Raw genomic sequence first — 22,975 nt, 5'->3', positions numbered from 1 at the left:
GTGTGGGCCGGGGGCGTCAGTGACGGGCCGTTGGTGCACGGCGTCGTCGGACCGTTTCGCGCCATCGGTCGGCGGTCGTCCCGACGCCGTCGATCCACTCGGCGGTAGAGCCGGGGACCGTGGGTGTTGGCAGGTCAGCGGTCTGCCAGAAGCCGATGATGTCCAGCAGATAGCCAAACTGCCTCGCTCCGGCGGCGCCCACCTCGGTGTGTGCGAGGAGGTTCTTGCGTGCGGTGGACAGAGCCTCCGAGTCCTGGCGTACCGCCCCGTCGAACCCGCGGACCAGTTCGACGTAGGCGGCGCTGGAACTGAGACCCGCGGACCGGGCGGCGCGGGCCAGATCCTCACAGCGTTCGCCCAGGCCGGGGTCGGAACCGGCGGCGGCCAGCAGCCTCCCCAACGAGACCTGCAAACCGGCCCAGCGGATGTCCACCGCGGCCAGCAGTTCCGCCGCCGAATCGGCTGTCCGCAGCGCCGCATCGCGGTCCCCGAACCCGGCGGCGAACGCTCGACAGCTTTCGGAGAGGGCGGACTCGCCGACGGTTCCCTGCTGCCAGGCCGCGTCCCGGGCCGCGAGGTAGCTGTCGTCGGCCAGGTCGAACCGGGCCTGCGACCACCACAGGTCTCCGGCCAGGCGCGAACGCACCGGGCCGGCCGGCAGGGTTTCGAGGGCGGCCTCGATGTCGCGGAACCGGCCGGCCCTGCGCCACAGGTGCACCAGCCCCTTCACGGCGGAGGGCGACATCCGCCCACCCCGGGCCGCCAGTGTCCGCAGCGCGGCCTCCGACTCCACGGCCCGTCCCAGGTCGCGGGTGCTCTCGGAGTGGAAGTAGGTGACCAGGTCCTGCGCCTCGCCACTCAGGACGCCGGCGTTCAGGCACCGCCGCAGGGTGTCTTCCGTGACCGCCCGATGTCTGTGTTGCCGTTCGGCGATGGCCACCAGCGCGATGGCCAGCGCCTGTCCCGCGGTCGAGATGGCGTCGTCGGGTCCGCAGGCGGGACCGCCCGGGACGCCGGGCACGCGAGGGCGGAGCGTCTCTTCCCAGACATGGTCGCAGGTGAAACCGTACGCTGCGTCGGTCAGCCAGCTCAGCGGAAGATTCTGCTCGTGCGCCATTTCCAGGCCCTGGTTGAGACAGGTGATCAGAGTCTTCCTGTCCCACGGTCGAGCCTGTTCCTGACGGACTCCCAGTTCCTCGAACGCGCTCGGCGAACTACTCATGTGGTGAGCCAACGATCCCTGTGTCGTGTCGGACTTCGGCTTGGTGCTGTTCTCGGGTCAGGACTCAACTCGCCCGCCCCGTAGGCACTTTTGCCTTCGGTCGGCGAGGCCCGGAGGCCGGACGCCGAACTTCTGGGGGAGCCGGGCCCGGTCGACCGAAGCTGGCACGGTAGCACAAAGCGAGCAGATCATGAGCAATCGGTCACGGTCGGTAATGGCGAACCCTGAGTGTGCGTCAAGTCCTCCCGGGATGAGCTTCAGTGGCACGGTCCGACCGTTGCAGTCCTACCAGCAGCACGTCTCGCCACCCGGTGGTGGGTCCGGCGACGGGCTGCGCGGTGCGTCGGCCGGTCGGCCGGGTGGTGGGTTGTGCGTCGGGCGGGGTGCCCGGTGCGGCTGCCCGGAGGGCGCTCGTGAAGTGCCACAGACGGCGGTCGTCGACAAGCAGCGAGTCCAGGTGGTGGCGCAGCCGGACCGTCGCGACCTCCTTGCCCGCGGCGTCGAAGACGCTGCTCACCCCGCCCTCCAGGCCGCTGACCTCGATGAGGTGGATGCCGATGACGTCGAGCCCGTCCCGGTGCACTCCTTCCGGGGCCGGCTGACCCGACCCCTCCGGATCGGGCGCGATGCGCACCATGTGCACATCCACCCTCCAGCGGCCCTGCCACGCTCCCGCGGCGGCCAGATCGAAGTACAACAACCTTCGCACCAGGGGACTTTCGCGGATCTGCTGCGGCAGTGGCGGGAACTCGCGGTCGGTGTCCCCCGCGAGCGCGTTGAACTCGCGTGCCTGTCGGTACGGGCGGTGGGGGGCCGGGCGGAGAGTGCCGCGGAACGCCCCCTTGAGTGAACTCCCCAGCCAGACCCACCTGCCGTAGCGCCGGTACCGGCCCGTCCCCGGTGGCGCGTAGGGGTCGAGGGGCAGAGTTCCCCAGGCGTCACAGGACTCGCTCCGCAGCGGCGAGCTGTCCTGCTCCGGGGCGATCTGCTCACCCCGTACGAACACCCATCCGTATGCGGAGAGCCCGTGCTGAGCAGGCTCCGCGATCCGTTCGGCCGTGACATGTTCCGCATCGTGCATGGCGCCCCCCCGATCAGCCCCGCCCGCGGTCACCGGCGGCCACCGACGGTTTCGGTGGCCGCTGTCGATCCAGCCCTCACGCCGGCACGTCCGGCATCCCCCCGGGTTCCCGGCGGACCGGTCCCGGACTCATCCGACGACCCGTCAGTCAATTCTGTCCGGAGTGCGCCCGGAGGGAGCCCCGGAGCGGCGGCTCTCCACGACAATGGCTCGCAGTCGACCCTCGGGACGGGATAAACCTGCGGGCACCCAACATCCCCGCAACGAGGTAACCCCGCTGTTCTCCCGGGCGAGTTGGGTCGCGGCCCGGTTAGGTTCCTCGGGTGTCGGGACGGTCGTACGCGGTCCGTCCGACTGCATTCTCTTTGACCGGCCGGCGTTCGTGCGCCGGACGGCGCCTGCGCAAGGAGACCTCGCTCGATGACCGTTGAGACCAGCCCGGAAACGCAAGTGGAGCCGGAACGGCCCCAGACGAGCCTCAGTACCGCCGCCGCCCGCAACCTCGCCACGACCACCAAGTCCGCACCCCAGATGCAGGAGATCACCTCCCGGTGGCTGCTGCGCATGCTCCCCTGGGTGGAGGCCGAGGGCGGCGCCTACCGGGTGAACCGCCGGCTGTCCTACGCCGTCGGCGACGGGCGGGTCGAGTTCGTCCAGAACGGCGCCGAGGTCCGGGTGATCCCGCGCGAACTCGGCGAACTGGCCATCCTGCGCGGCTTCGAGGACGACGACGTGCTCACGGCACTCGCCGACCGCTGTGTGCAGCGCGACTTCCGCGCGGGCGAAGTGATCGCCGAACGGAGCGCCCCCGCCGGGCAGATCAACCTGATCGCCCACGGCCGCATCGGCCAGACCTCCGTCGGCAAGTACGGCGACGAGGTCGCCGTGGCGACGCTCGCCGACGGCGGCCACTTCGGGGAGCACACGCTGCTCGACCCGGACGCCACCTGGGACAGCACGGCCACGGCCGAGACCGCGGGCACCCTGCTCACGCTGTCCCGCACCGAGTTCACCGCCGTACTGGACAGATCACCGGGGCTGCGGGACCACCTTCGGCGCTACGCCTCGCTCGGAGAGCGCCGGCAGACCCACCACGGCGAGGCCGAGATCGCGCTCGCGGCCGGACACACGGGCGAACCCGACATCCCGCATACCTTCGTCGACTACGAACTCCATCCCCGTGAGTACGAACTCGCCGTCGCGCAAACGGTGTTGCGCGTCCACACCCGGGTCGCCGACCTCTTCAACGGCCCCATGGACCAGACAAAGGAACAACTCCGGCTCACCGTCGAGGCGTTGCGGGAGCGCCAGGAGCACGAGCTGATCAACAACCGCGAGTTCGGGCTGCTCCACAACGTCGCCTTCAAGCAGCGCATCCAGCCCCACTCCGGCGCGCCCACCCCCGACGACATGGACGAACTGCTCTGCCGCCGGCGCGGCACCAAGTTCTTCCTCGCCCATTCCCGGACCATCGCGGCCATCGGCCGGGGCTTCAGCGAGTACGGGCTCTACCCGGACCACGTCGACCTCGGCGGCCAACAGGTCCCGGCCTGGCGCGGGGTGCCGATCCTGCCGTGCAACAAGATCCCCATCACCCGCGAGAACACCAGCTCCATCCTCGCCATGCGTGTCGGCGAGGACAACCAGGGCGTCGTCGGGCTGCGCAAGACCGGCCTCGTGGAGGAGTACGAACCGGGCGTGTCCGTCCGCTTCATGGGCCTCAACGAACAGGCGATCGTCTCCTACCTGGTCAGCACCTACTTCTCCGCCGCGGTCCTGCTGCCGGACGCGCTGGGCGTCCTGGAGAACGTGCAGATCGCCGGGCGGCGCGGCTAGCGGCTCCGCCCCCCGTTCGCGCCACGGACCGCGCCCCCGGCTCGCGCTCCCGGACCGTGCGACGCGTCGCCGCCCCCTCACCCCTTCTCGCCAAGGAGCGACGGATGCCCGAACCCGGCCAACTCCTCGACCCCGTCATGGAACGCATCCTGCGCGGCCCCAGCGGCCTGGGCACGGAGAGTCTGCGTCCGGGACGACCCGACCCGCCCGCCGCGCCCCCCGGCCCCGACGCCTCGGCGCCGACTGCCTTACCGGACAAGCCGGTTGAGGAGGGGGTGCCGGACGGGTCCGACGGCAAGGCCGTCCCCGGCCTCTACTACCACCCCGTCGCCGAGCCCGATCCCGCCCGGGTGGCGGAGGTGAGCAGGCAGATCAAGGCGTGGGCGGTGGACGAGGTACAGGCGTTCCCGCCCGAATGGGAGGACCAGTTCGACGGGTTCTCCGTCGGCCGCTACATGGTCGCCTGCCACCCCGACGCCCCCACCGTCGAGCACGTCATGGTCGCCACCCGGCTGATGGTCGCCGAGAACGCCGTCGACGACTGCTACTGCGAGGACCACGGCGGCTCGCCCGTCGGGCTCGGCGGCCGGCTCCTGCTGGCCCACACCGCCCTCGACGCGGTGCACACCACCGAGGAGTACCAGCCCGCGTGGGCCGCGTCCCTCCTCTCGGACGGCCCGCGGCGCGCCTACCGCTCCGCCATGGAGTACTTCTGCCGCCAGGCCGGCCACTCACAGGCCGACCGCTACCGCCACGACATGGCCCGCCTCCACCTCGGCTACCTCGCCGAGGCCGCGTGGGCCGAGACCGACCACGTGCCCGAGGTGTGGGAGTACCTGGCCATGCGCCAGTTCAACAACTTCCGCCCCTGTCCCACGATCACGGACACCGTCGGCGGCTACGAACTCCCCGCCGACCTGCACGCCCAGGCGGCCGTGCAACGCGTGATCGCGCTCGCCGGCAACGCCACCACCATCGTGAACGACCTGTACTCCTACACCAAGGAGCTCGACAGTCCGGGCCGGCACCTGAACCTGCCCGTGGTGATCGCCGAACAGGAGGGCCTCTCCGAACGGGACGCCTATCTCAAGGCGGTCGACGTCCACAACGAACTCATGCACACCTTCGAGTCCGAGGCCGCCGACCTGGCCGCCGCCTTCCCCGTACCGGTCATGGCGCGCTTCCTGCGCGGGGTGGCCGCCTGGGTCGACGGCAACCACTACTGGCACCGCACCAACACCTACCGCTACAGCCTGCCCGACTTCTGGTAAGGAGCGAACTCCACTTGACCAGCACCGACTTCACCACTCGCACCTCCGTCACCGTCCCCTCGCCCGCGTCTCCCTACCAGGGAGACATCGCGCGCTACTGGGACGGGGAGGCCCGTCCGGTGAACCTTCGGCTCGGCGACGTCGACGGCCTCTACCACCATCACTACGGCATCGGCGACATCGACCACGCGGCGCTCGGCAACGAGAACGACAGCGGGTACGAACAGCGGCTCGTCGCCGAACTGCACCGCCTGGAGTCGGCCCAGAGCGACGTCCTCCTCGACCACCTCGGCACCATCGGGCGCGACGACACGCTCGTGGACGCGGGCTGCGGGCGGGGCGGTTCGTCGGTCATGGCGCACCAGCGGTTCGGGTGCGACGTCGAGGGCGTGACGCTGTCGGCCAAGCAGGCCGAGTTCGCCAACCGGCGGGCCGCGGAACTCGGCATCCAGGACCACGTCCGGGCCCGGGTGTGCAACATGCTCGCCACCCCCTTCGAGACGGGGTCCGTCGCCGGCTCGTGGAACAACGAGTCCAGCATGTACGTCGACCTGGAGGACCTCTTCGCCGAGCACTCCCGCTTCCTGCGCGTCGGCGGCCGGTACGTCACCATCACCGGCTGCTGGAACCCGCGTTACGGCCAGCCCTCGAAGTGGGTGTCGCAGATCAACGCGCACTTCGAGTGCAACATCCACTCGCGCCGCGAGTACATGAAGGCCATGGCCGACAACCGGCTCGTACCGCAGGCGGTCGTCGACCTGACCGAGGCGACGCTGCCGTACTGGGAGCTGAGGGCCACCTCGTCGCTCGTCACCGGCATCGAGGAGGCGTTCATCAACTCCTACAAGGACGGTTCCTTCCAGTACCTGCTGATCGCGGCTGACCGGGTCTGATCAACGGGCCCCGGGCAAGCGGGGGTTGACGCGGCGGGGCCCGGCCGACGATCGGCGGCCGGGCCCCTTCGCGCACGTGCTCGCGGCCTACGCGCGCAGTCCCGCCTGCCTGAGCCCGACCGCCGCGAGGTCGGCGATGACCTGCTCGTCGCCCCGCCGCCAGGCGTCCGCGAGGCCGCCGGGCGGGGACGGGACGGCCATGAGCTTGCGCCGCGACCCGGTGAGGGCGCGCAGCGCCAGCAGGTCGGCACCGCCGTCGCTCTCCGCGAGGCGCCGGGTGACGGCGGCCCGCCGCATCCAGTGCAGGCGCGGCGGCAGCCACAGCAGCAGGATGAACAGCACGGGAAGCACGATCAGGGCGACCGTGACGAGGGTGGCCAGGTGGCCCACGGTGTCCTGGATCGACCTGCCCGCGTCGGACAGCCCGTCGCCCGCCTCGGCGGCCGACTTGAGCGGCTTCTTCAGCGAGTCCCCGACGAACGGCACCTTCGAGGCGGCGTCACCGGCGTCGTTCAGGCTGCCGGAGAGGTTGTTGCCCGCGCTCTCGGCCTGGCGGCCCGGCTCGGCCAGCTTCATGATCGCGTCGTGCACGGCCATCGCCAGCCGCACGGCGACGTAGATCAGAAACAGCGCGATCAGGTCCGCCAGAACCTGACGGCCCCGACGTGCCGGGGTCTGGGCGTAGAGGCGCATGGCAGTGCTCCTGTTCCGGGGGACGACGTCAGAAGGACGGTACGCCGGAACGGGTACCCGGAGGGGTCAGGCTTGCGCCGCGTACGCGAGGAAGCGGGCCCCCGCAGGCGGCAACGACCGCGAACTGGCCCTCGCAGTAACCGAACCACCTGTTCTCGGGAGTTCCGCATGCTGCATGTGCCCTTGCAGCCCCGCATGCCTTCCCGCACGACCGGCATCACCTGCATCTCGACGTTGCGCAGTTCCGCGATCTCGACCTAGTGCCCGATCTGCTCGTGCCTAACTTCCGCGCCGCCGGTCCTGCGCAGCAGCAGATGCTCCTCGACGATGAAGCTGAACGCCGTGTTCTGCCCTTCCCCGCAGCCCCGTCGTCCCACTCGCGGCAGACGAGTCTGTCGTCGACGGTGGAGGCCGCTGCTCCGGTTTCACGATCCTTCCTTGGCGACCGCTACTGGCCGTCCGTGCCCGAGGATCTTTTCGCGGACGGTTTGCAGCCACTGGCGGAGTGTCATGCCGTCCGGTGGGAGGAGGGCGAGCCCCAGGGCGGAAGCAGCCCGAGCGAGTTCACGGTCCGAGGTCACCATGGTGAGCAGTTCGCCGATCTCCTGCGCCGCCATGAGGCTGTCCTCCGGCCAGCTTTCGTCGATATATTCGTTCAGGGCCTCGTCGCGAGTGGTGTAGAAGGAGGAGAATTCCTGATTGAAATAGGCGCCAAGCAATTGTCCCAGCCGCGGGAATCGCTCGTGCCATTCCCAGGAGGTCTGGGGGTGCGCTGGGGGGATTTGTGACGGGTCTTGCAGGAGTCGAACGAGGTGTCTTCTTGCGATGCGCAGGCAATCCTCGACACTGGAGCCGAGTGGGGGGCGAATGTGTGGCATGGTTTCGACGTCCTCCGCGATTTCCTCCGAGAAGAGCCCGACGGAGAGGAGATCGTCGATCTGCTCAATGGCTTTCGAGGCGCGGGATGGCTCCCGAGCGGCGATCCTGAGGTAGGAGGCCAAGCCGGGGCCTGCGACTTCGGCGGTGTCTGCGAAGGTGAAGTCGGCGCTGGCGTAAGCCTCCAGAAGATCGGAAAGTTCATAAAAGCGCTGCCACGAGGGAGTCTCGTGATTCATCGGACGCTCCAAAGAGAGTTGCTCAAGGAGTGGGGTATGAGGTGAGGACGCGGTATCCGGAAGCGGCGGTGGGGTCACTCTTCAGGACTACTTGGACTCCGTTGACCCACTCGGTGGGCAATCCGTGAGTGAAATTGTAACGGGTGAGGCGGAGGCCGGTTCTCTCGAATCTTGCCTTCAGTTCCAATGGCCCCCTTCCTCCTTTCGCGAGCCAGGTGGAGATCTTTCGCTGATTCTTTCTGGTGGCCAGCGTTCGGTCGGTGAAATCCTGTGCCGAATCAACGTCGACGTAACGTGAGACGGCCTCCAGATCAGTCTCTAGCCGGAGGCGGGTGCGCATGTCCTTAATGGTCTTTTCGGCATGCTTCTGGATGGTGTGCGCCTCGCTCCTGCCGCCGAGATTCTTCCCCTCGTCACCGCGGATGTCCGCGCGGTGCTCCGGTTGCACGCGCCCCTTGCGCTTGTTCCTGGGCCAGGCGTTGTAGTCGGAGCCGGAGCCGTTCGACGCTCCCAGGCCCATGAGTACGAGGCCCGCTGTGCCCAGCACCGCGGCCGTGGCCGCCGTGTCGCCGAGGAGGGCGCCGATCGCCCCGCCGCCGGCCAGCGCGAAGCCGCCGGGAGGGAACAGCGCCAGCAGGGACAGCAGGAGGAGCGCGAAGCCGAGGTAGACGAGGAAGGAGTCCAGGGCGTCGAGCAGGTGGAACGTCTGAATCGCTCTGCCAGCGGGCCCCGTTGGGGCCAGCCCGCGCCAGAGGAGGAAGGTGCCGGTGGTCGCGGAGCCGAGTGCGGTCGCGAGGCGGAAGCGGTGGGCTGCGAGCGGTTCCGCCGTGGGCAGGGCCGAGACCGTCCGCCAGGTGCGCAGCAAAGTGGTGAGCAGGTAGGCGATCCATGCCAGGGCGGCGACACCGCACCACATGAGGATCTTCGGGCCGGAGCCCGTGCTGAAGAACTTCTGGAGACCGGCGGTGGAGGTGAACGACCCCACGACCAGGAACAGCAGCGACGGCACCGCCAGCGCGCACGGGACGAGGAAGAGCCACCGACTGCCTCGCCAACCACGCCCGCGACGGGCCGACTTGAGCAGGGCGCGGATGTCCAGCTCCCGCCAGGATCGTTCGTTGTCGGACTCGTCGATCCGGGCGGTGATGTCGGCGACCGTCCGGCGTAACTCCTCCGTTTCCGACGGGCAGCCGTGCATCCTCGCGTACAGCAGGGACCGCCGTAACTTCACGTAACGCAGGGCGATCAGCAGGCTCCACGGCGGACGCCGGGCCGCGTAGCGCAGCAGAGCGGCCACACTGTCGCGGTCGGCGCGCTCCTGGGTGAGCAGGATGCCCGGCAGGGTCCGCTTGCCGTGGTTGATCGCGCGCAGGTCCACGAGTGTGGCGAGGGCCAGGCACACGAGAGGCGCGGCCCAGGCTCGTTGGTCGATCGGGGCCAGCCAGTGCGTGGCGGCCGGGCTGCCGGGGTTCTGGACGACGTAGTTGTTCAGGGTGTGGTGCGCGGCGGCGGCCATGAACGGAATCGCGGCGAGCAGGCGCCGCGGGCCTCGCGTGCGCCACAGCAGCCCGATGCCGAAGCCGGCCGTGGCGGTCCACACCAGGTGGGTGAAGGTCTGCGTGACGGGCGGCCCCGTCATGTCGAGCTGGCTGAACGGTGCGGGGAGCCAGGAGGTCAACACCTGGCCGAGTCCGGGAACGTAGGGCGGTGACAGGCTGTCCGGGATGATCCAGCCGCCGTCGCGGGGCAGCGCCCGGCTCGCGTCGAGGCTGTACCGCAGTACCCCTTCCAGGAGGCCGAAGCCGCCTCCCAGCGCCGCACCCAGGACCGTGAAGTCGGCCAACCCCCATTGGCGGCGCACCTTGAGGCTCAGCCCGGCCAGCAACAGCGGTGAGACCTTGAGGAGTTCCTCCACCCAGGGTGCCACCGTGTAGCTGGTGGTGTTCACCACGTCTGCCAGTGAGTGCCCCGACTGATGGGCGTACAGGCGTGTATAGGCCAGCTCCACGAGGGCTGTCGCGGTGCCGCATCCGTACACCCCCAGCGCGAGCGCCAGGAGCACGGTCGGCAGGCGCACCGAACGTGTTGACCAGGAGAGGGTGAACAGTTGCAGCACGCCCCAGAGCGCCGCAACCGCCATCAGCAACGTCACGCCAGGCCCCCGATGCACTGGAACAACAGTTGATTCGCGATCGTGAAGCTTATGCTAGGGGGCAACTGTCATGCGGGGCAAGGCGGTTCAAGTGCTTCGTACAGTGCTGTGTGGCAACTGTGAATTAGTCTCTTCGGCCGGTCGTGCCCGTCACCCGTACGCCCGCCCGCGTACGGGTGGCTGAGCTGGAGCGTCTGGTGGGGCGGGCGGTGACATGGGGGCATGACGTCAATTCCCGCAGGGCCCTCGGCGGCCCAGTTTGAGGCCACCGTGCGTGTGTTCACGCAGCGGTTCAGTTCCACCCCGCTCGGGGCGCGGCTCGCGCGGCATCTCGCGTTGCAGCGGCTGGACGACTGGGGGGTGCCGTACGGGTCGCAGCTTCCGATGCCGTCGCGCTGGTCGTCGGGGAGCTGGTCGCCAACGCGGTGACGCACGGGCGGGTTGCCGGGCGGGACTTCGAGCTGTCGGTGTGTCTTGCGCCGCGCACGCTTGCCGTTGCCGTTGCCGTTGCCGTGTCGGACGCGCGGGCTGAGCGACTGCCTCCGGAGTCCGGGGAGTTGAGGATGCCGGAGGCCGGTGCGGACGGTGGGCGGGGGCTGTTGCTCGTCGAGGCGGTCGCCGACCGGTGGGAGGTGGTGCCGCGGGTGCCCGTCGGCAAGACCGTGCGGGCGGAGATCGACCTGCCGCCGGGGCGACGCGTGTGAGCGGCGTCGGCCCGGCGGCAGTCAGCAGCCCTGTCAGCAGCCCGAGTCCGCCAGGACCCAGTACCCCGCAGCCGTCTGCTTCAGGGTGTGGGTGACGAAGACGTTGTAGAGGCCCATGTTCTGGTTCGAGCCGTTGGCGTACGTGTAGCCGCCGCTCGTGTGGGCCCGGCCCGCCGCGACGTGGGCGTAGTTGGTGGCCGTCGAGCAGGTCGCCGTGAAGCCGGTCGTGGTGGCCGACAGTGCCGAGGAGGCCGGGCCCGCCGTGCCGTTGGAGCCGACCGCCGCCACCGTGTACGAGTAGGTCGTCGCCGCCGTCAGGCCCGTGTCGGTGAACGTCGTGCCGGTCGGGGTGCCCACCTGGGTGCCGTTGCGGTAGACGCGGTAGGAGGCGGCGCCCTGGGTCGCCGACCAGCTCAGGGCGACGGATGTGTTGGTGATCGTTCCTGCCGCAAGTCCCGTCGGGGCGGGGAGGGTTGTGCCGCCGCCGTCACCCGGGTCGGTGCCGCCGCCCCCGGCCTGGTCGAGGCCCCAGAACTTCGCCGTGTAGTAGCTGGAGCAGATCGTGTCGAGGAAGTACGCGGCCGTCGTGCCGCACTGCTCCGGGCCCGAGCCGGGGTCCACCGCGAGGCCGTGGCCCATGCCGCTGATCTGGTAGAGCTGCACGGCCGGGCGGCCCGACGCGTCGTTGTAACTGGTGAGCGTCGTGCCGCCGGGCAGGCTCGTGGTGCTGGACGGGGTCTGCGGGATGCCGTGCACATTGGTCCACTGGTCGCGCAGTTCGGTCCCGTTCACCGACTGCACCGTGTAGTCCGACGTGCCCTGCCAGATCGCCACGCGCGGCCACGGACCGCCGTAACCCGGGTACTGCGCTCGGACCTTGTCGCCCCACTGCGCCGCCGTCAGGTTGAGACTGCCGTACTGGCAGGTGGACGCCGCGGTCTGGGTGGTCGCGCACTGGGCGGGCAGGCCGGAGTCGACCGAGCCGCCCGCGAACACGTCCGGGTAGGCGGCCAGCAGGTCGGCCGTCATGCCCCCGCCCGCCGACAGGCCCGTCACGAACACCCGGTCCGCGTCCGAGCCGTACAGCGACTCGGCTTTCGTCACCATCTGCACGACGGAGGCGGCCTCTCCCTTGCCGCGCGTGTCGTCCGCCGGGTCGAACCAGGTGAAGCAGGAGAGGGAGTTGTTGGCGGAGCCGGTCTGCGGGAAGACGACCGCGAAGCCGTACTGGTCCGCGAACTTCGTCCAGCCCGAGTTCGTGTAGTAGTCGTTGGCCGTCTGCGTGCAGCCGTGCAGGGCCACCACGAGCGGTGCGTCCGCCGGGAGGCCGGCGGGGACATACGCGTACATCGACAGGTTGCCGGGGTTGGAGCCGAAGCCGGTCACCTGCGTCAATCCCGTTGCCGCCGTGGCCGGTTGGGAGAGCGCGGCGGTGCCGGCCACGGCGGCGAGGAGGCCGGACGCGGCGAACAGGGCCGTTCTGCGGGCGAGTCGGGCGAGGCGGGCGAGTCGGCCCGCACGGGGGCTGCCGCCGTGGGGAGTCGGGAGGAGTGGACGCACGGGTACCTCCGGGGTGTGCGAGACGCCCGGCGGGCCCGGCACGCCGGGCGGCGGCGGGCGGGGCGGCCGGTGGTGCGGCTCGGGTCGGGCGGTGCGGGGTGTGTGCGGAGCTTCGCGCGGCGGACGGTGGCCGTGCCCGGGGTCCCGCCCGGACACGGCCGCGGCTCGGGAGGGGGAGGGGCGGCCCGCCGTTCGCCGAAGCAGGACGTTAGGGGGAGGTCCGCGGCGCCCGACATGTGGACGCGCGCCATCGGGCGCACGCGGATGTGTGCATCCCGGCCGTTGTCCGGAAGTGGCCCCGGGAGGGAGGGGCGGGCCGTCCCGTGCGCCGGACGCTCCGGCGGCCGGGGAGGCGCGACCCATGGGTGGGGACACCATGGCCGGGCGGGGGAATGTGTGGGCCGTCCATGTGTGACGGGAGGGCCCCCCTTCCTACGGTGACGGCCATGGAGAGCACACCGAGTCCGGGCACCGCCCCCCGGACGGACGCCCCGGCCTCGCACGCCGCCCCCCTCCCGCCCGCCGCCGACACCGGGCCGGTTCGCACCGGCGAGCGCTTCCTGACCGGTCGCACCGCCATGGTCACCGGCGCGGCGAGCGGCATCGGCCGGGCCTGCGCGGTGGCGCTCGCCGCCGCCGGCGCCCGCGTGCTGGTCGTCGACGTCGACAAGGACGGCGCGCACGAGGTGGCCTCCCTCGTCGGCGGTACCGCCCTCACCGTCGACCTCTCCGACACGGAGCGCGTGGACGCGCTGCCCTGCGCCGATGTCGACATCGTCGTCAACAACGCCGGGCTCCAACACGTCGCGCCCGTGCACGAGTTCCCGCCCGAACGGTTCGCGCTGATCCAACGGGTCATGCTGGAGGCCCCGTTCCGCATCCTGCGCCGGACCCTCCCGGGCATGTACGAGCGCGGCTGGGGCCGGGTGGTCAACATCTCCTCCGTGCACGGGCTGCGCGCCAGCCTCTACAAGTCCGCGTACGTCGCCGCCAAGCACGGCCTGGAGGGCCTGAGCAAGGTGGTCGCGTTGGAGGGCGCGCCGCACGGCGTCACCAGCAACTGCGTGAACCCCGGTTACGTCCGCACCCCGCTCGTCGAGGGCCAGATCTCCGACCAGGCCCGCGCCCACGGCCTCCCGCCGGAGGAGGTGCTGGAGAAGGTGCTGCTCGAACGCAGCGCCGTCAAGCGGCTGATCGAGCCGGAGGAGGTCGGCGCGGCCGTGCTGTGGCTGTGCGGCCCGTACGCCGGGTCGGTCAGCGGGGCCTCGCTGCCCATGGACGGTGCGTGGACCGCCCGTTGACCGCAACGGCGGGTGAAGGGAAGGCGAAGACGCCTGCTCACGAGGGGTGACGGCGGGCCGTCCGGCTGGCAGGGTTGCGCCCCGGCGGGTCGGTCCGTCACCGACGGCGACACGGGAGGCGGAGGCGGAGATGGACGCGAGCACGGCCGCGGAGACGGCCGCCGGGACGGGCGCGGGCACGGCTGCCGAGCGCGGTACCGCCTCGGACGACGGCGCCTCCGCCCCGGCCGGGACCACCGGGCCCCCCGCCGCGCCCCGCACCGGCACGGCGCCCCCCTCCGGCACCGGATCCGGCTCGGGCGGCGACTCGGTCCCGGCGACCGCCGCCCCGCACCTGCGCCGCCTCCTCGACCTCCTCGCCTCCGGCGCCCCGGCCGAGGCCCTCGGCGCCGTCACCGCCGAGGCGCGGGCGGCCGGTGTGGACGGGGCCGACCTCGCGGAGACCGAGCGGGCCGTCGCCACCGCGCTGCGGGTGCGCAGTTCGCTGCGCGCGCACCGCCGCCGCGAACTCGAACTCACCGCCCTCTTCGACACCGCCGGCGACCTCGCCGCCTCCCGCGACCTCGACGAGGTGCTCAAGGCCATCGTCCGCCGGGCCCGCATGCTGCTCGGCACCGACACCGCGTACCTGACGCTGCCCGACGAGGAGGCGGGGGACACGTACATGCGGGTCACGGACGGCTCGGTGTCCCCGGTCTTCCAGAACCTGCGGCTCGAACTCGGCGAGGGGCTCGGGGGGTTGGTCGCCCAGACCACCCGCCCGTACGCCACCGGCGACTACCGCACGGACGAACGCTTCCGGCACACCCGCACCATCAATGCGGGTGTCTTCGACGAGGGACTGGTCGCGATCCTCGGCGTGCCGCTGCTGCTCGGGTCCGTGCACGGCGGGGACCGCAAGGTGATCGGGGTGCTGTTCGCCGCCGACCGCACGCCCCGCTCGTTCAGCCCCGACGAGGTCGCCCTGCTGTCGTCCCTCGCCGCGCACGCCGCGATCGCCATCGACACGGCCCGCGCGCTCGACGACACCCGGGCGGCGCTCGCCGAACTGGCCGGTGCCAACGAGGTGGTGCGTGCGCAGGCCGCGGCGGTGCAGCGCGCGGAGCGGGCCCACGACCGGCTCACCGACCTGGTCCTGCGCGGCGGCGACGTGCGCGACGTCGCCGCCTCGGTGGCGGGACTGCTCGACGGGGCGCTGACCGTGCACGACCCGGCCGGACGGCCGCTCGCCGCCGTGCGGCACGACGGCGGGCCGTTCGCCGCCGACTCGATGGACGCCGGCTGGCTGGTCGCGGCCGCCGAGGAGTCCCGTACGACCGCCCGTGCCGTGGCCCGTTCGGGGCGGTGGATCTGCGCCGTGCTCGCCGGGCAGGAGCTGCTCGCCATCATGGTGCTGCACCGGGCGCGCCCCCTGGAGGACGCCGACCGGCGGATGTTCGAGCGCGCGGGCGTCGTGACGGGCCTGCTCATGCTGATGCGGCGCACCGTCGCCGAGACCGAGAACAGGGTGCGCGGCGAACTCGTCACCGACCTGCTGACCGGCTCGGGCCGCGCCAACCCGGTGCTGCTCGCCGACCGGGGACGGCGCCTCGGCGTCGACCTGGACCGCCCGCACCTGGTGCTGGTCGCCGACACCGAACCGGAGGCACGGGCACGCCTCGCGTCGGCCGCCGTGCGTCACCTCTTCGGGGCCCCCGCCGGCAGCGTCGGCGCCGAACACGCGGGCCACGTCGTGCTGTTGCTGACCGCCGACGGGCGGCAGCGCCCCGGCAGGGCGGCCCGTGCCGCCGCCGTCCAGCTCGCCCACCTGACGGGCACGCGGGTCACCGTGGGCGCCGCCGGTCCCGTCTGCGGGCCCGTGGCCATCGCCGACGCGCACGCAGAGGCGGTGCGCTGCCTGCGCGCGCTGCACGTGCTGGGCCGCCACGGCGACGGTGCCGCCGCCGCCGAACTCGGCTTCCTGGGCGTGGTGCTGGGCGACGGCCGGGACGTCGGCGGCTTCGTGGACGGCACGCTCGGACCGCTCCTGGAGTACGACTCCCGGCGCGGCACCGAACTGGTCCGCACCCTCGTCGCGTACTTCGGCGCGGGCGGCAGCCTGACCCGTGCCAAGGACGAACTCCACGTCCACGTCAACACGGTGGTCCAGCGCCTGGACCGCATCGAGGCACTCCTGGGCCCGGACTGGAACTGTCCGGACCGGGCGCTGGAACTGCAACTAGCGCTGCGGCTGCGGGAGTTGCGGCACTGAGTCCGGGTGCGGCGACCGGTCGGCCGCCGCCGCACCCAAACTCCCGTCGGCCGCTCGGCCGGCGCACCCGCGCTCCCGTCCGGCTGCCCCGTCAGCTCCCGTCCGGCTGCCCCGTCAGCCCCCGTCGGCGGCCTCCAGCAGCAGGCTCGCGACCGTCGCCGCGCCGCTCTCGCCCGTGAGCACCGTGTAGTGGTTGGTGCCGGGGGCGCGCAGCGGAGTGATCCGGGTGCCTTCCGCGACCGCGAGGCGTTCCTCGTCGTACAGGCCCTGCGGCTCGTCCATCAGACCGCGTTCCGCCCACAACAGGGTGGTGGGGGAGGGGAGTTGGCGTACCGCTGCCAGTACCTCCCGGTCGAAGAGGCCCACCCCGTCGGTGCGGACCGCGTCCAGGCGGCAGGAGGAGCGCATCTCCGGCTCCTCGCCCACCAGGTCGCGTTGTATGTACGCCTCGACCTCCGGTGTCCACCCGCCCGCGAACGCCGGGTGGACCTGCCAGAACGAGCGGTAGGCGGCCCGGTCGCGGAAGGTCGTCGACAGCCGGTCCATGGCCGGGCCGATGACCGCCGTCATCAGCTCGTCGGGGGAGAGGTGGGTGGGCGCCGGGAACCCGATGCCGCCGTCCACGAGCAGCACCCGGCCGAAGCGTCCCGGGTGCCGCACCGCGGCCAGCGCGGCCGTGAACGCGCCCATCGAGTGCCCGGCCAGTACGGGGGTCCGCAGCCCGAGCGCGTCCGCCAGCACGGCCGTGTCGTCGGCGTGCGCCGCGATGCCGTACGGGCCGGGCAGCCCCGCGCTGCCCGCCCGTCCCCGCAGGTCCGGGGCGACGAGGGTGGCGCGGCCCGCGAGGTGGCGGGCGACCGGGCCCCAGGACAGGCCGTTGGCGGTGATGCCGTGCAGGGCTAGCACGGTGGGCGCCCCCGGGGCCGCGGCGGGCCAGCGCAGGACGGCGAGGTCGCCGCCGGGCACGGGGACGCGCAGTTCCTCGAAGGGCAGCGGCTCGGGCCCGGTGGGGGCGGCCGGGGGTGCGGTGTCGGCGGTGGTCACGGCGTACGCCTTTCCGTCGTCTCGGAGGGGGAGCCGGGTGGTGGCACGGGGGCGGTGGCCCCGGGCGGGGCTCCGTCCGGGCCGGGTCCGCCGGCGCGCGGGACCTCCCGGCCGTCATTGTCGGGGGCCCCGGCCCCGGCGTCACCGTCCCCGCGCCGGGCGGAGGACGACGCGCGGGCCGCGCGGACCCGGCCCGGCAGGGCCGCGAGACCGCCGGGCAGGACGCCCACCACGACCACGAACAACACGCCCAGCAGGAACAGCGGTTGGCTCAGCGGGACACGCAGCACGCCGGGCAGGCCCGCCACCGCGGCCGAGTTGGCGACGTCCCCGAGCCGCTGGTCCGCCCACGTGTAGAGGATGCCGCCCAGCATCGGGCCCCAGCGGGTGCCGGAGCCGCCGAGGACGACCATCACCAGGAGCGACAGCGTGAAGTCGGAGCTGGTGGTGTGCGGGGTGGAACCCCCGGTCAGCAGCAGGTGCACGACCCCGCCGAGCGCCGCGAGCCCGCCCGCCACGACGAACGCGACCAGCTTGAAGCCGTAGGGCCGCAGCCCGAGCACCTCGACGCGGCGTTCGTTCTCCCTGATGCCCTCCCACACCCGGCCGGTCGGCGAGTGCGTCGTCCAGTGCACGACGGCCAGGGTGAGCGCGAGGAACGCGAGCGTGATCCAGTACAGGTTCGCGGTGTTGCCGATGCCGACGAGGGCGGGGGGCAGCCGGTCCGCGTCGACCGCGCGGCCCTCCTCCCCGCCGGTGCGGCCGCCCGGGTCGCGGGAGACCAGGATGGAGGCCGCCTGCGCGAAGGCGAGCGTCACCATCGAGAAGCCGATGCCCGTGACCCGCAGGCTCACCGAGCCCAGCACCAGCGCGAGGGCGACACCGAAGACCAGGCCGAGCACGGCGGACAGGGCGAACGGCAGCCCGGACTCCCGCATCACGATGTTGGTGGCGTAACTGCCCGCCGCGAAATACAGCGCGTGGCCGAAGGACAGCAGCCCGGTGCGGCCGAGGAGGAGGTCGTAGCCGCTGGCCAGCGCCCCGAACAGCAGGCAGAGGGACAGGAGTTGGAGACTTCCCGGACTGCCCACGGGGCCGTCCAGCAGGCCCGGTACCTCGACCGCGCTGTACGGCAGCACGAAGAGGAGGGCGAACAGGGCGACGGGCCAGGCGCGCAGCAGCAGCCGCCGGCCCGGGGAGCCGCCGCCCCTGCCGCCGCCGGCACCCCCGGGACGGTGGCCCGTGACGGCGCCGATCGGGTCGAACGGCCGGCTGTCGGTGACGGTGCCGCTCATGCGAGCCTCCCGGTGAGACCGCGCGGGCGCACCAGCAACAGGGCGGCGAGCAGGACGACGACGGCGAGGTCGCCGAGTCCGGCGGCGGTGTAGTAGTTGGTGAACTGCTGGACCAGGCCGATGACGACGGACGCGACGGCCGCGCCGCTCACCGAGCCCATGCCGCCGGTGACCACGACGACGAACGCGAAGATCAGCAGCGAGGTGCCCTGGCGCGGGTCGACCGAGCCGAAGTACAGCCCGCCGAGCGCTCCGCCGAGTGCCGCCGCGGCGCCGCCGATCGCGAAGACCAGGGTGAACGCCGTGCGGACGTCGATGCCGAGCGCGGTCACCATGGCCCGGTCCTCGACACCCGCGCGGACCACGAGGCCGTGCCGGGTGCGGTCGAGGAACAGCTTCAGCGCCGCCCAGACCACGACCGCCGCGGCGATCAGCACGAACCGGTTGGCGGGCACCTCCGCGCCGAGCATCCCCACGGTGTCCTTCAGCGCCCGGGGCCCGGGGAAGGTCAGGGCGTCGGTGCCCCAGATCCCGGAGAGCAGCGCGGGCACCGCGAGCGAGACGCCGACCGTGGCGAGCACCTGCTCGCGCGGGCGGGTGTACAGGGGCCGTACGACGGCGAGTTCGAGCACCACCGCGGCCACCGTGCCGACGGCCGTGCCGAACAGGACCGCCCACACGAACCCGAACCCGCCGGCGCCCGCGCCGGGCAGATGACCGGAGGCCGCCCACCAGGTGCCGTACGCCCCGGCCGAGAGCAGGGCGCCGTGGGCGAAGTTGAGCACGTCCATCAGTCCGAAGATGAGGGAGAGGCCGGACGCGACGAGGAAGTACAGCGCGCCCAGGCCGAGTCCGGTGAGGGTGAGCAGGACGACGGTGTCCATCAGGCATCGGCCTCCTTGCCGGTGGCGCCCGTCGAGGGGGCCGCGGGCGTCGGTACGGGTGGGGCGGCGCGGCCGACGCCCAGGAGGCGGCGGGTGGCCTCCGCGTCGCCGAGCAGGCCGGCGGCAGGGCCTTGGTGGGCCGTCCGGCCGTCGGCGAGGACCACGCAGTGCGTGGCCAGCCGGCGGACCATGGCGAGGTTCTGCTCGACGAGCAGCACCGGGACGGCCTCGGCGGCGCGTTCCAGTACCCGCGCCACCTCGGTGACGACCCTGGGGGCGAGCCCCTTGGTCGGCTCGTCGGCGACGATCAGCCGGTTGCCGTTCAGGAGGGTGCGTCCGATGGCCACCATCTGCTGCTGGCCGCCGGAGAGCGTTCCCGCCAACTGGTGGGCGCGAGCGCGCAGTTCGGGAAAGAGTTCGTGGACGAGCGGATAGTCGGGCCGGCCCTCGCCGCGTTCGGCCAGCCGCAGGTTCTCGGCGACCGTCAGACCGGCGAACACGCCCCGGTCCTCGGGCGCGTAGCCGATGCCGCGCCGCACGACCGCGTGGGTGGGCAGGCCCACGGTCTCCTCGCCGGCCAGGCGCACACTGCCCGTGCGCGGCACGAGCCCCAGGATGCCCCGCACGGTCGTCGTCTTGCCCGCGCCGTTGCGGCCGAGCAGGGCGGTGACACCGTGCGGGGCGACGTCCAGGTCGACGCCGTGCAGGATGTGCCGCCCGCCGATCAGGACCCGCAGTCCGCGTACGGCCAGCAGGGGTTCGCCGTCGCCGCTCACAGTTTCTCCCCCAGGTAGGCCTGCTGGACGGTCGGGTCCGCGGTGACGGCCTCGGGGGTGTCCAGCGCGAGCAGGCTGCCGTGGTGCATCACGGCGAGCCGGTCGGCCAGGCCCAGCAGGACGTCCATGTGGTGCTCGACCATGAGCACGGTGCGGCCCTCGTCGCGGTGCAGGGTGCGGATCAGTTCGCACAGCGCGGGGACCTCCTCGGCGCTGACCCCCGCCATCGGTTCGTCGAGGAGGATCAGCCGGGGTTCGCCGACGAGCAGCACGGCGAGCTCCAACTTCCTTTTCTCACCGTGCGAAAGGGCCTGTGCGGGGGTGTCGGCGCGGTGCGCCAGGCCGGTGCGGGCGAGCACGTCGTCGACCTCGTCCCGGAAGCGGGCGGCCCGCCGCCAGATCCGGTACGAGCCGCCGGCCGCCGCCTGCGCGGCGAGCCGGACGTGCTCGGCGACGCTCGACGCGGGCCACAGGCTGGAGGTCTGGAAGGTACGGCCGAGGCCGCGCCGCGCGCGGGCGTGCGGGGGCTCGGCCGTGATGTCGGCGCCGTCCAGCACGACCCGGCCCGCGGTGGCCGGGACGAGCCCGCTGACGAGGTTGAACAGGCTTGTCTTTCCTGCCCCGTTGGGCCCGATGAAGGCGAGGAACTCGCCCTCCCGGACGTCGAGGGAGACGTCCTGGAGGATGGTCGCCCCGCCGACGCTCCAGCCGACGTTCTCCAGGGCGAGAACGGGGCCGGCCGCGGCGCCGCCGGAACGGGCCGGTCCCGTCGGCCGTGCCGAAGGTGTCACCGGCACGGTTCAGCCCGCCATCGGCTGGACGGGCGGGGCCACCTCGCCCCGCGGCAGCGTCCGGACCAGTTCGGGTGCGGCGCTCTTGCCGCTGCCGGTCAACTTGGCCTGGAACATGGGCTGGAGCATCGCGTGGTCCTCGGCGCGGATCTGCTGCTCGCCCTTGACGCCCTGGAAGGTCCAGCCCTCCAGGGACTTCACCATCACGGAGGTGTCGGTGGCGCTGCCCTCGACGGCCCGCACGACCATCTGGGCCGCGGTGAAGCCGTCCGGGGTGAACAGGTCGGGGGTGCCGCCCGCCGCCCGCACCGACGTGATCATGGCCTTCTCGGCGGCCGTGCCCGCGGCGCCCGGGAAGTAGTGCGCGAGAAAGGTGATCTTCCGGCCGCCGGCCCCGAACACCGGGTACGACGCGGTGCCGGCCAGACCGGTGGTGACCTTCGCCGAGGTCAGGACGCCCTGCTGGTCGAGGGCGGTCCACAGGGCGGGCGCGGTTGAGCCGGCCCACGCCACGAACACCAGGTCGGGTTTCGCGGCCCTGACCTGCCGGGCGAACGGGGTCAGGTCGGTGGCGGCGGGCGGGGCGAGCACGGAGGACACCTTGGCGCCCTCGCCGCCGATGACCGCCTTCACGGCGTCCACGTTGGCCTTGCCGAAGGTGGAGTCCTGCGCGAGCACGGTGACCTTCTTGCCCTTGGCGTCGCCGAGCATCGCGGCGGCCGTCAGGGTGTCCTGGTAGGACTGCCGGCCGGAGCGGAACGTGTAGGAGTTGATGCCGGTCAGGGCGTCGGTGGCGGCCGGGCCGTCGAGGAACAGCACCTTGTTCTGGGCGGCGAGTGGGGCCATCTGGAGCGCGATGCCGGAGTCGGTGCTGCCCGCGAGGATCTTCGCGCCCTTGCCGATCAGGTCCTTGCCGGCGGCGACGGCCTTGGACGCGTCGCCCGCGTCGTCCCGCTCGGTGACGACGATGGCGTGCCCGTTCACCTTGCCGGTGCCGTGGGTCGCGTGGTCGAGGCCGGCCCGGAAGCCGTCCGCGTACTGCTTGCCGTACGCGGCGAGCAGACCGGTCTTCGAGTAGACCAGGCCCACCCGGACGGGGGCGGCGCCCTTGCCGCCGTCACCGCCCGCGTCGGATCCTGCGGTGCCGGCCTGCGCGCAGCCGGTGGCGAGGAGGGCGCCGGCCGCGAGGGCCGCGAGGGCGGCGAGGGCTCCGGTGCGGCGGGGGCGGGCGGCGGCCGGGGCCGCGGGTGGGCGCGTCGGGTTCACGGGGGTCGTGGGCATGGGGCCGGCTCCTGGCGGGTGGTTGCCGTACCGGCCCGTCCCTGTTCCGGTGCGACCGCTGCCCTGGGCACAGCGGGCGCACCGGACACCGCGGGAACAACTGCGGCGGACTCCGGCGGCGGCGCGATTGCTGACGGAGGGGACGGTAGAAGTCGCCCGCGGGCCGCCGACATGGTGGCGCGCACCGCTCCTGCCGCGGGGCTCATGTGCCCGCCCCACATGGCGGCGCCGCGCCGGTCCCGGCGGGGGCCCGCGCCCGGACGGGGACGGTCACGCGCGGCGCGCGGCCGGACTCCCGCGTCGCGCCTCGCCGTGCGCCCGGTCGGCCAACAGGTCCCCGAACAGAGCCGGTTCGGCCTCCGCGGCTGCCCCGCCCGCCCGGTCCCGGGGCCGGTCCCTCGTCAACGGGCCCGTGCGCGCGGCGTTTTCGCACTTCCGGGCGGCGCGGCGAGCGCTCCGCGTGTCCGGTCGGTCGCGTCGGGTAGTCGGGCGGGAACCGATCGGGAACCGGGTCGTACATAGTGAGCCGCGCCCTGGGGGGAGGGCCGGACGACCCCTGGGCGGTGACCCGTGCGTGCGGGTCTCCGGGGCGGTTCGAACCGCCCCCTCCGACGCCCGTGTCGCGGGGCCGGCCAGCCCGCGCCAGCGAGAGAACAGGACACAGAGATGAACAAGGTGGTCGTTCGCGCACTCCTCCTGCTGAGCGGCGTGGCCACGGCCGCGGCGCTGGTCGCGTTCCCGGCCGCGTCCGCAGGCTCCGCGTCCGCCGTCGTGGCGTCCGAGGCCGGGCCGAACGTCGTGCACAAGTAGCCCCGCCGGGACCGG

General features: G+C 72.5%; 17 protein-coding genes and 2 pseudogenes. 7 read left to right on the top strand and 12 right to left on the bottom strand.

The genetic code is table 11. From position 1 onward, the window contains the following. Positions 1-16: 16 nt before the first annotated feature. Positions 17-1,222, bottom strand: a complete 1,206-nt coding sequence (locus ACFZA0_RS26815; RefSeq protein ID WP_391021546.1) for a hypothetical protein — start codon at positions 1,220-1,222, stop codon at positions 17-19. Between the two features lie 235 nt (positions 1,223-1,457). Beyond that, on the bottom strand, positions 1,458-2,303 hold the full coding sequence (locus tag ACFZA0_RS26810) for a 2OG-Fe dioxygenase family protein (RefSeq protein WP_391021543.1): 846 nt from the start codon (positions 2,301-2,303) through the stop codon (positions 1,458-1,460). 420 nt (positions 2,304-2,723) lie between these two features. On the opposite strand from ACFZA0_RS26810, the gene ACFZA0_RS26805 reads away from it, so the two are divergent. The 3 genes and pseudogenes from ACFZA0_RS26805 to ACFZA0_RS26795 all read left to right on the top strand — a co-directional run bounded on the left by ACFZA0_RS26805 (position 2,724) and on the right by ACFZA0_RS26795 (position 6,303). Further along, the gene (locus tag ACFZA0_RS26805) at positions 2,724-4,139 is read left to right on the top strand and encodes a family 2B encapsulin nanocompartment shell protein (RefSeq protein ID WP_391021541.1); all 1,416 of its coding nucleotides are present in this window, start codon (positions 2,724-2,726) and stop codon (positions 4,137-4,139) included. Positions 4,140-4,147: 8 nt separating this feature from the next. Then, positions 4,148-5,410, top strand: a pseudogene (locus tag ACFZA0_RS26800) (family 2 encapsulin nanocompartment cargo protein terpene cyclase); the annotation flags it as partial. Between the two features lie 14 nt (positions 5,411-5,424). Continuing rightward, a complete protein-coding gene (locus ACFZA0_RS26795) occupies positions 5,425-6,303 on the top strand; it encodes a geranyl diphosphate 2-C-methyltransferase (RefSeq protein ID WP_391021539.1) in 879 nt (292 codons plus the stop codon). Positions 6,304-6,390: 87 nt separating this feature from the next. Here ACFZA0_RS26795 and ACFZA0_RS26790 read toward each other — a convergent pair whose 3' ends face one another. The 3 genes from ACFZA0_RS26790 to ACFZA0_RS26780 all read right to left on the bottom strand — a co-directional run bounded on the left by ACFZA0_RS26790 (position 6,391) and on the right by ACFZA0_RS26780 (position 10,263). Then, entirely contained in the window at positions 6,391-6,996 is a 606-nt protein-coding gene (locus tag ACFZA0_RS26790) for a hypothetical protein (protein WP_391021537.1), read from the bottom strand. A gap of 425 nt (positions 6,997-7,421) precedes the next feature. Beyond that, the gene (locus tag ACFZA0_RS26785; RefSeq protein ID WP_391021535.1) at positions 7,422-8,111 is read right to left on the bottom strand and encodes a contact-dependent growth inhibition system immunity protein; all 690 of its coding nucleotides are present in this window, start codon (positions 8,109-8,111) and stop codon (positions 7,422-7,424) included. Between the two features lie 22 nt (positions 8,112-8,133). Beyond that, positions 8,134-10,263, bottom strand: a complete 2,130-nt coding sequence (locus ACFZA0_RS26780; RefSeq protein WP_391021533.1) for an RNase A-like domain-containing protein — start codon at positions 10,261-10,263, stop codon at positions 8,134-8,136. Between the two features lie 222 nt (positions 10,264-10,485). Between ACFZA0_RS26780 and ACFZA0_RS26775 the strand changes: the two are divergent. Next, positions 10,486-10,967: pseudogene (locus tag ACFZA0_RS26775) on the top strand (ATP-binding protein). A gap of 33 nt (positions 10,968-11,000) precedes the next feature. Here the strand turns inward: ACFZA0_RS26775 and ACFZA0_RS26770 are convergent. Beyond that, the gene (locus tag ACFZA0_RS26770; protein WP_391021531.1) at positions 11,001-12,527 is read right to left on the bottom strand and encodes a PHB depolymerase family esterase; all 1,527 of its coding nucleotides are present in this window, start codon (positions 12,525-12,527) and stop codon (positions 11,001-11,003) included. Between the two features lie 446 nt (positions 12,528-12,973). Here ACFZA0_RS26770 and ACFZA0_RS26765 point away from each other — a divergent pair, with 446 nt between their 5' ends. After that, entirely contained in the window at positions 12,974-13,828 is an 855-nt protein-coding gene (locus ACFZA0_RS26765) for a 3-hydroxybutyrate dehydrogenase (protein ID WP_391021529.1), read from the top strand. A gap of 130 nt (positions 13,829-13,958) precedes the next feature. Next, positions 13,959-16,079 (top strand): GAF domain-containing protein, encoded by a 2,121-nt coding sequence (locus ACFZA0_RS26760; RefSeq protein ID WP_391021527.1) that lies wholly within the window; start codon positions 13,959-13,961, stop codon positions 16,077-16,079. A 114-nt stretch (positions 16,080-16,193) separates the two neighbouring features. On the opposite strand, the gene ACFZA0_RS26755 is transcribed toward ACFZA0_RS26760, so the two are convergent. Genes ACFZA0_RS26755 through ACFZA0_RS26730 form a run of 6 tightly spaced genes read right to left on the bottom strand, consistent with a single transcriptional unit; the run spans position 16,194 to position 22,150 of the window. After that, positions 16,194-17,123: an alpha/beta fold hydrolase gene (locus ACFZA0_RS26755; protein ID WP_391021525.1), complete on the bottom strand. Its 930-nt coding sequence runs from the start codon at positions 17,121-17,123 to the stop codon at positions 16,194-16,196. Continuing rightward, on the bottom strand, positions 17,120-18,418 hold the full coding sequence (locus ACFZA0_RS26750) for a branched-chain amino acid ABC transporter permease (RefSeq protein WP_391021522.1): 1,299 nt from the start codon (positions 18,416-18,418) through the stop codon (positions 17,120-17,122). The genes ACFZA0_RS26755 and ACFZA0_RS26750 overlap by 4 nt, the downstream gene beginning before the upstream one ends. After that, positions 18,415-19,302, bottom strand: a complete 888-nt coding sequence (locus tag ACFZA0_RS26745; protein ID WP_391021520.1) for a branched-chain amino acid ABC transporter permease — start codon at positions 19,300-19,302, stop codon at positions 18,415-18,417. The genes ACFZA0_RS26750 and ACFZA0_RS26745 overlap by 4 nt, the downstream gene beginning before the upstream one ends. Continuing rightward, a complete protein-coding gene (locus ACFZA0_RS26740; RefSeq protein ID WP_391021518.1) occupies positions 19,302-20,078 on the bottom strand; it encodes an ATP-binding cassette domain-containing protein in 777 nt (258 codons plus the stop codon). Before ACFZA0_RS26740 ends, ACFZA0_RS26745 begins: the two co-directional genes overlap by 1 nt. After that, on the bottom strand, positions 20,075-20,869 hold the full coding sequence (locus tag ACFZA0_RS26735; protein WP_391021829.1) for an ATP-binding cassette domain-containing protein: 795 nt from the start codon (positions 20,867-20,869) through the stop codon (positions 20,075-20,077). Before ACFZA0_RS26735 ends, ACFZA0_RS26740 begins: the two co-directional genes overlap by 4 nt. A 9-nt stretch (positions 20,870-20,878) precedes the next feature. Continuing rightward, positions 20,879-22,150, bottom strand: coding sequence for an ABC transporter substrate-binding protein (locus tag ACFZA0_RS26730; protein ID WP_391021516.1), 1,272 nt, complete (start codon positions 22,148-22,150; stop codon positions 20,879-20,881). Positions 22,151-22,816: 666 nt separating this feature from the next. Between ACFZA0_RS26730 and ACFZA0_RS26725 the strand changes: the two genes are divergently transcribed. Next, positions 22,817-22,960, top strand: a complete 144-nt coding sequence (locus ACFZA0_RS26725) for a hypothetical protein (RefSeq protein ID WP_391021514.1) — start codon at positions 22,817-22,819, stop codon at positions 22,958-22,960. Positions 22,961-22,975: the final 15 nt, after the last annotated feature.

The sequence above is a fragment of the Streptomyces sp. NPDC008150 genome, from assembly GCF_042956945.1.
Classification (GTDB): Bacteria; Actinomycetota; Actinomycetes; order Streptomycetales; family Streptomycetaceae; genus Streptomyces.
Note: the sequence above shows the minus strand (reverse complement) of the source record. Positions and strands in the feature narration are given on the sequence as shown.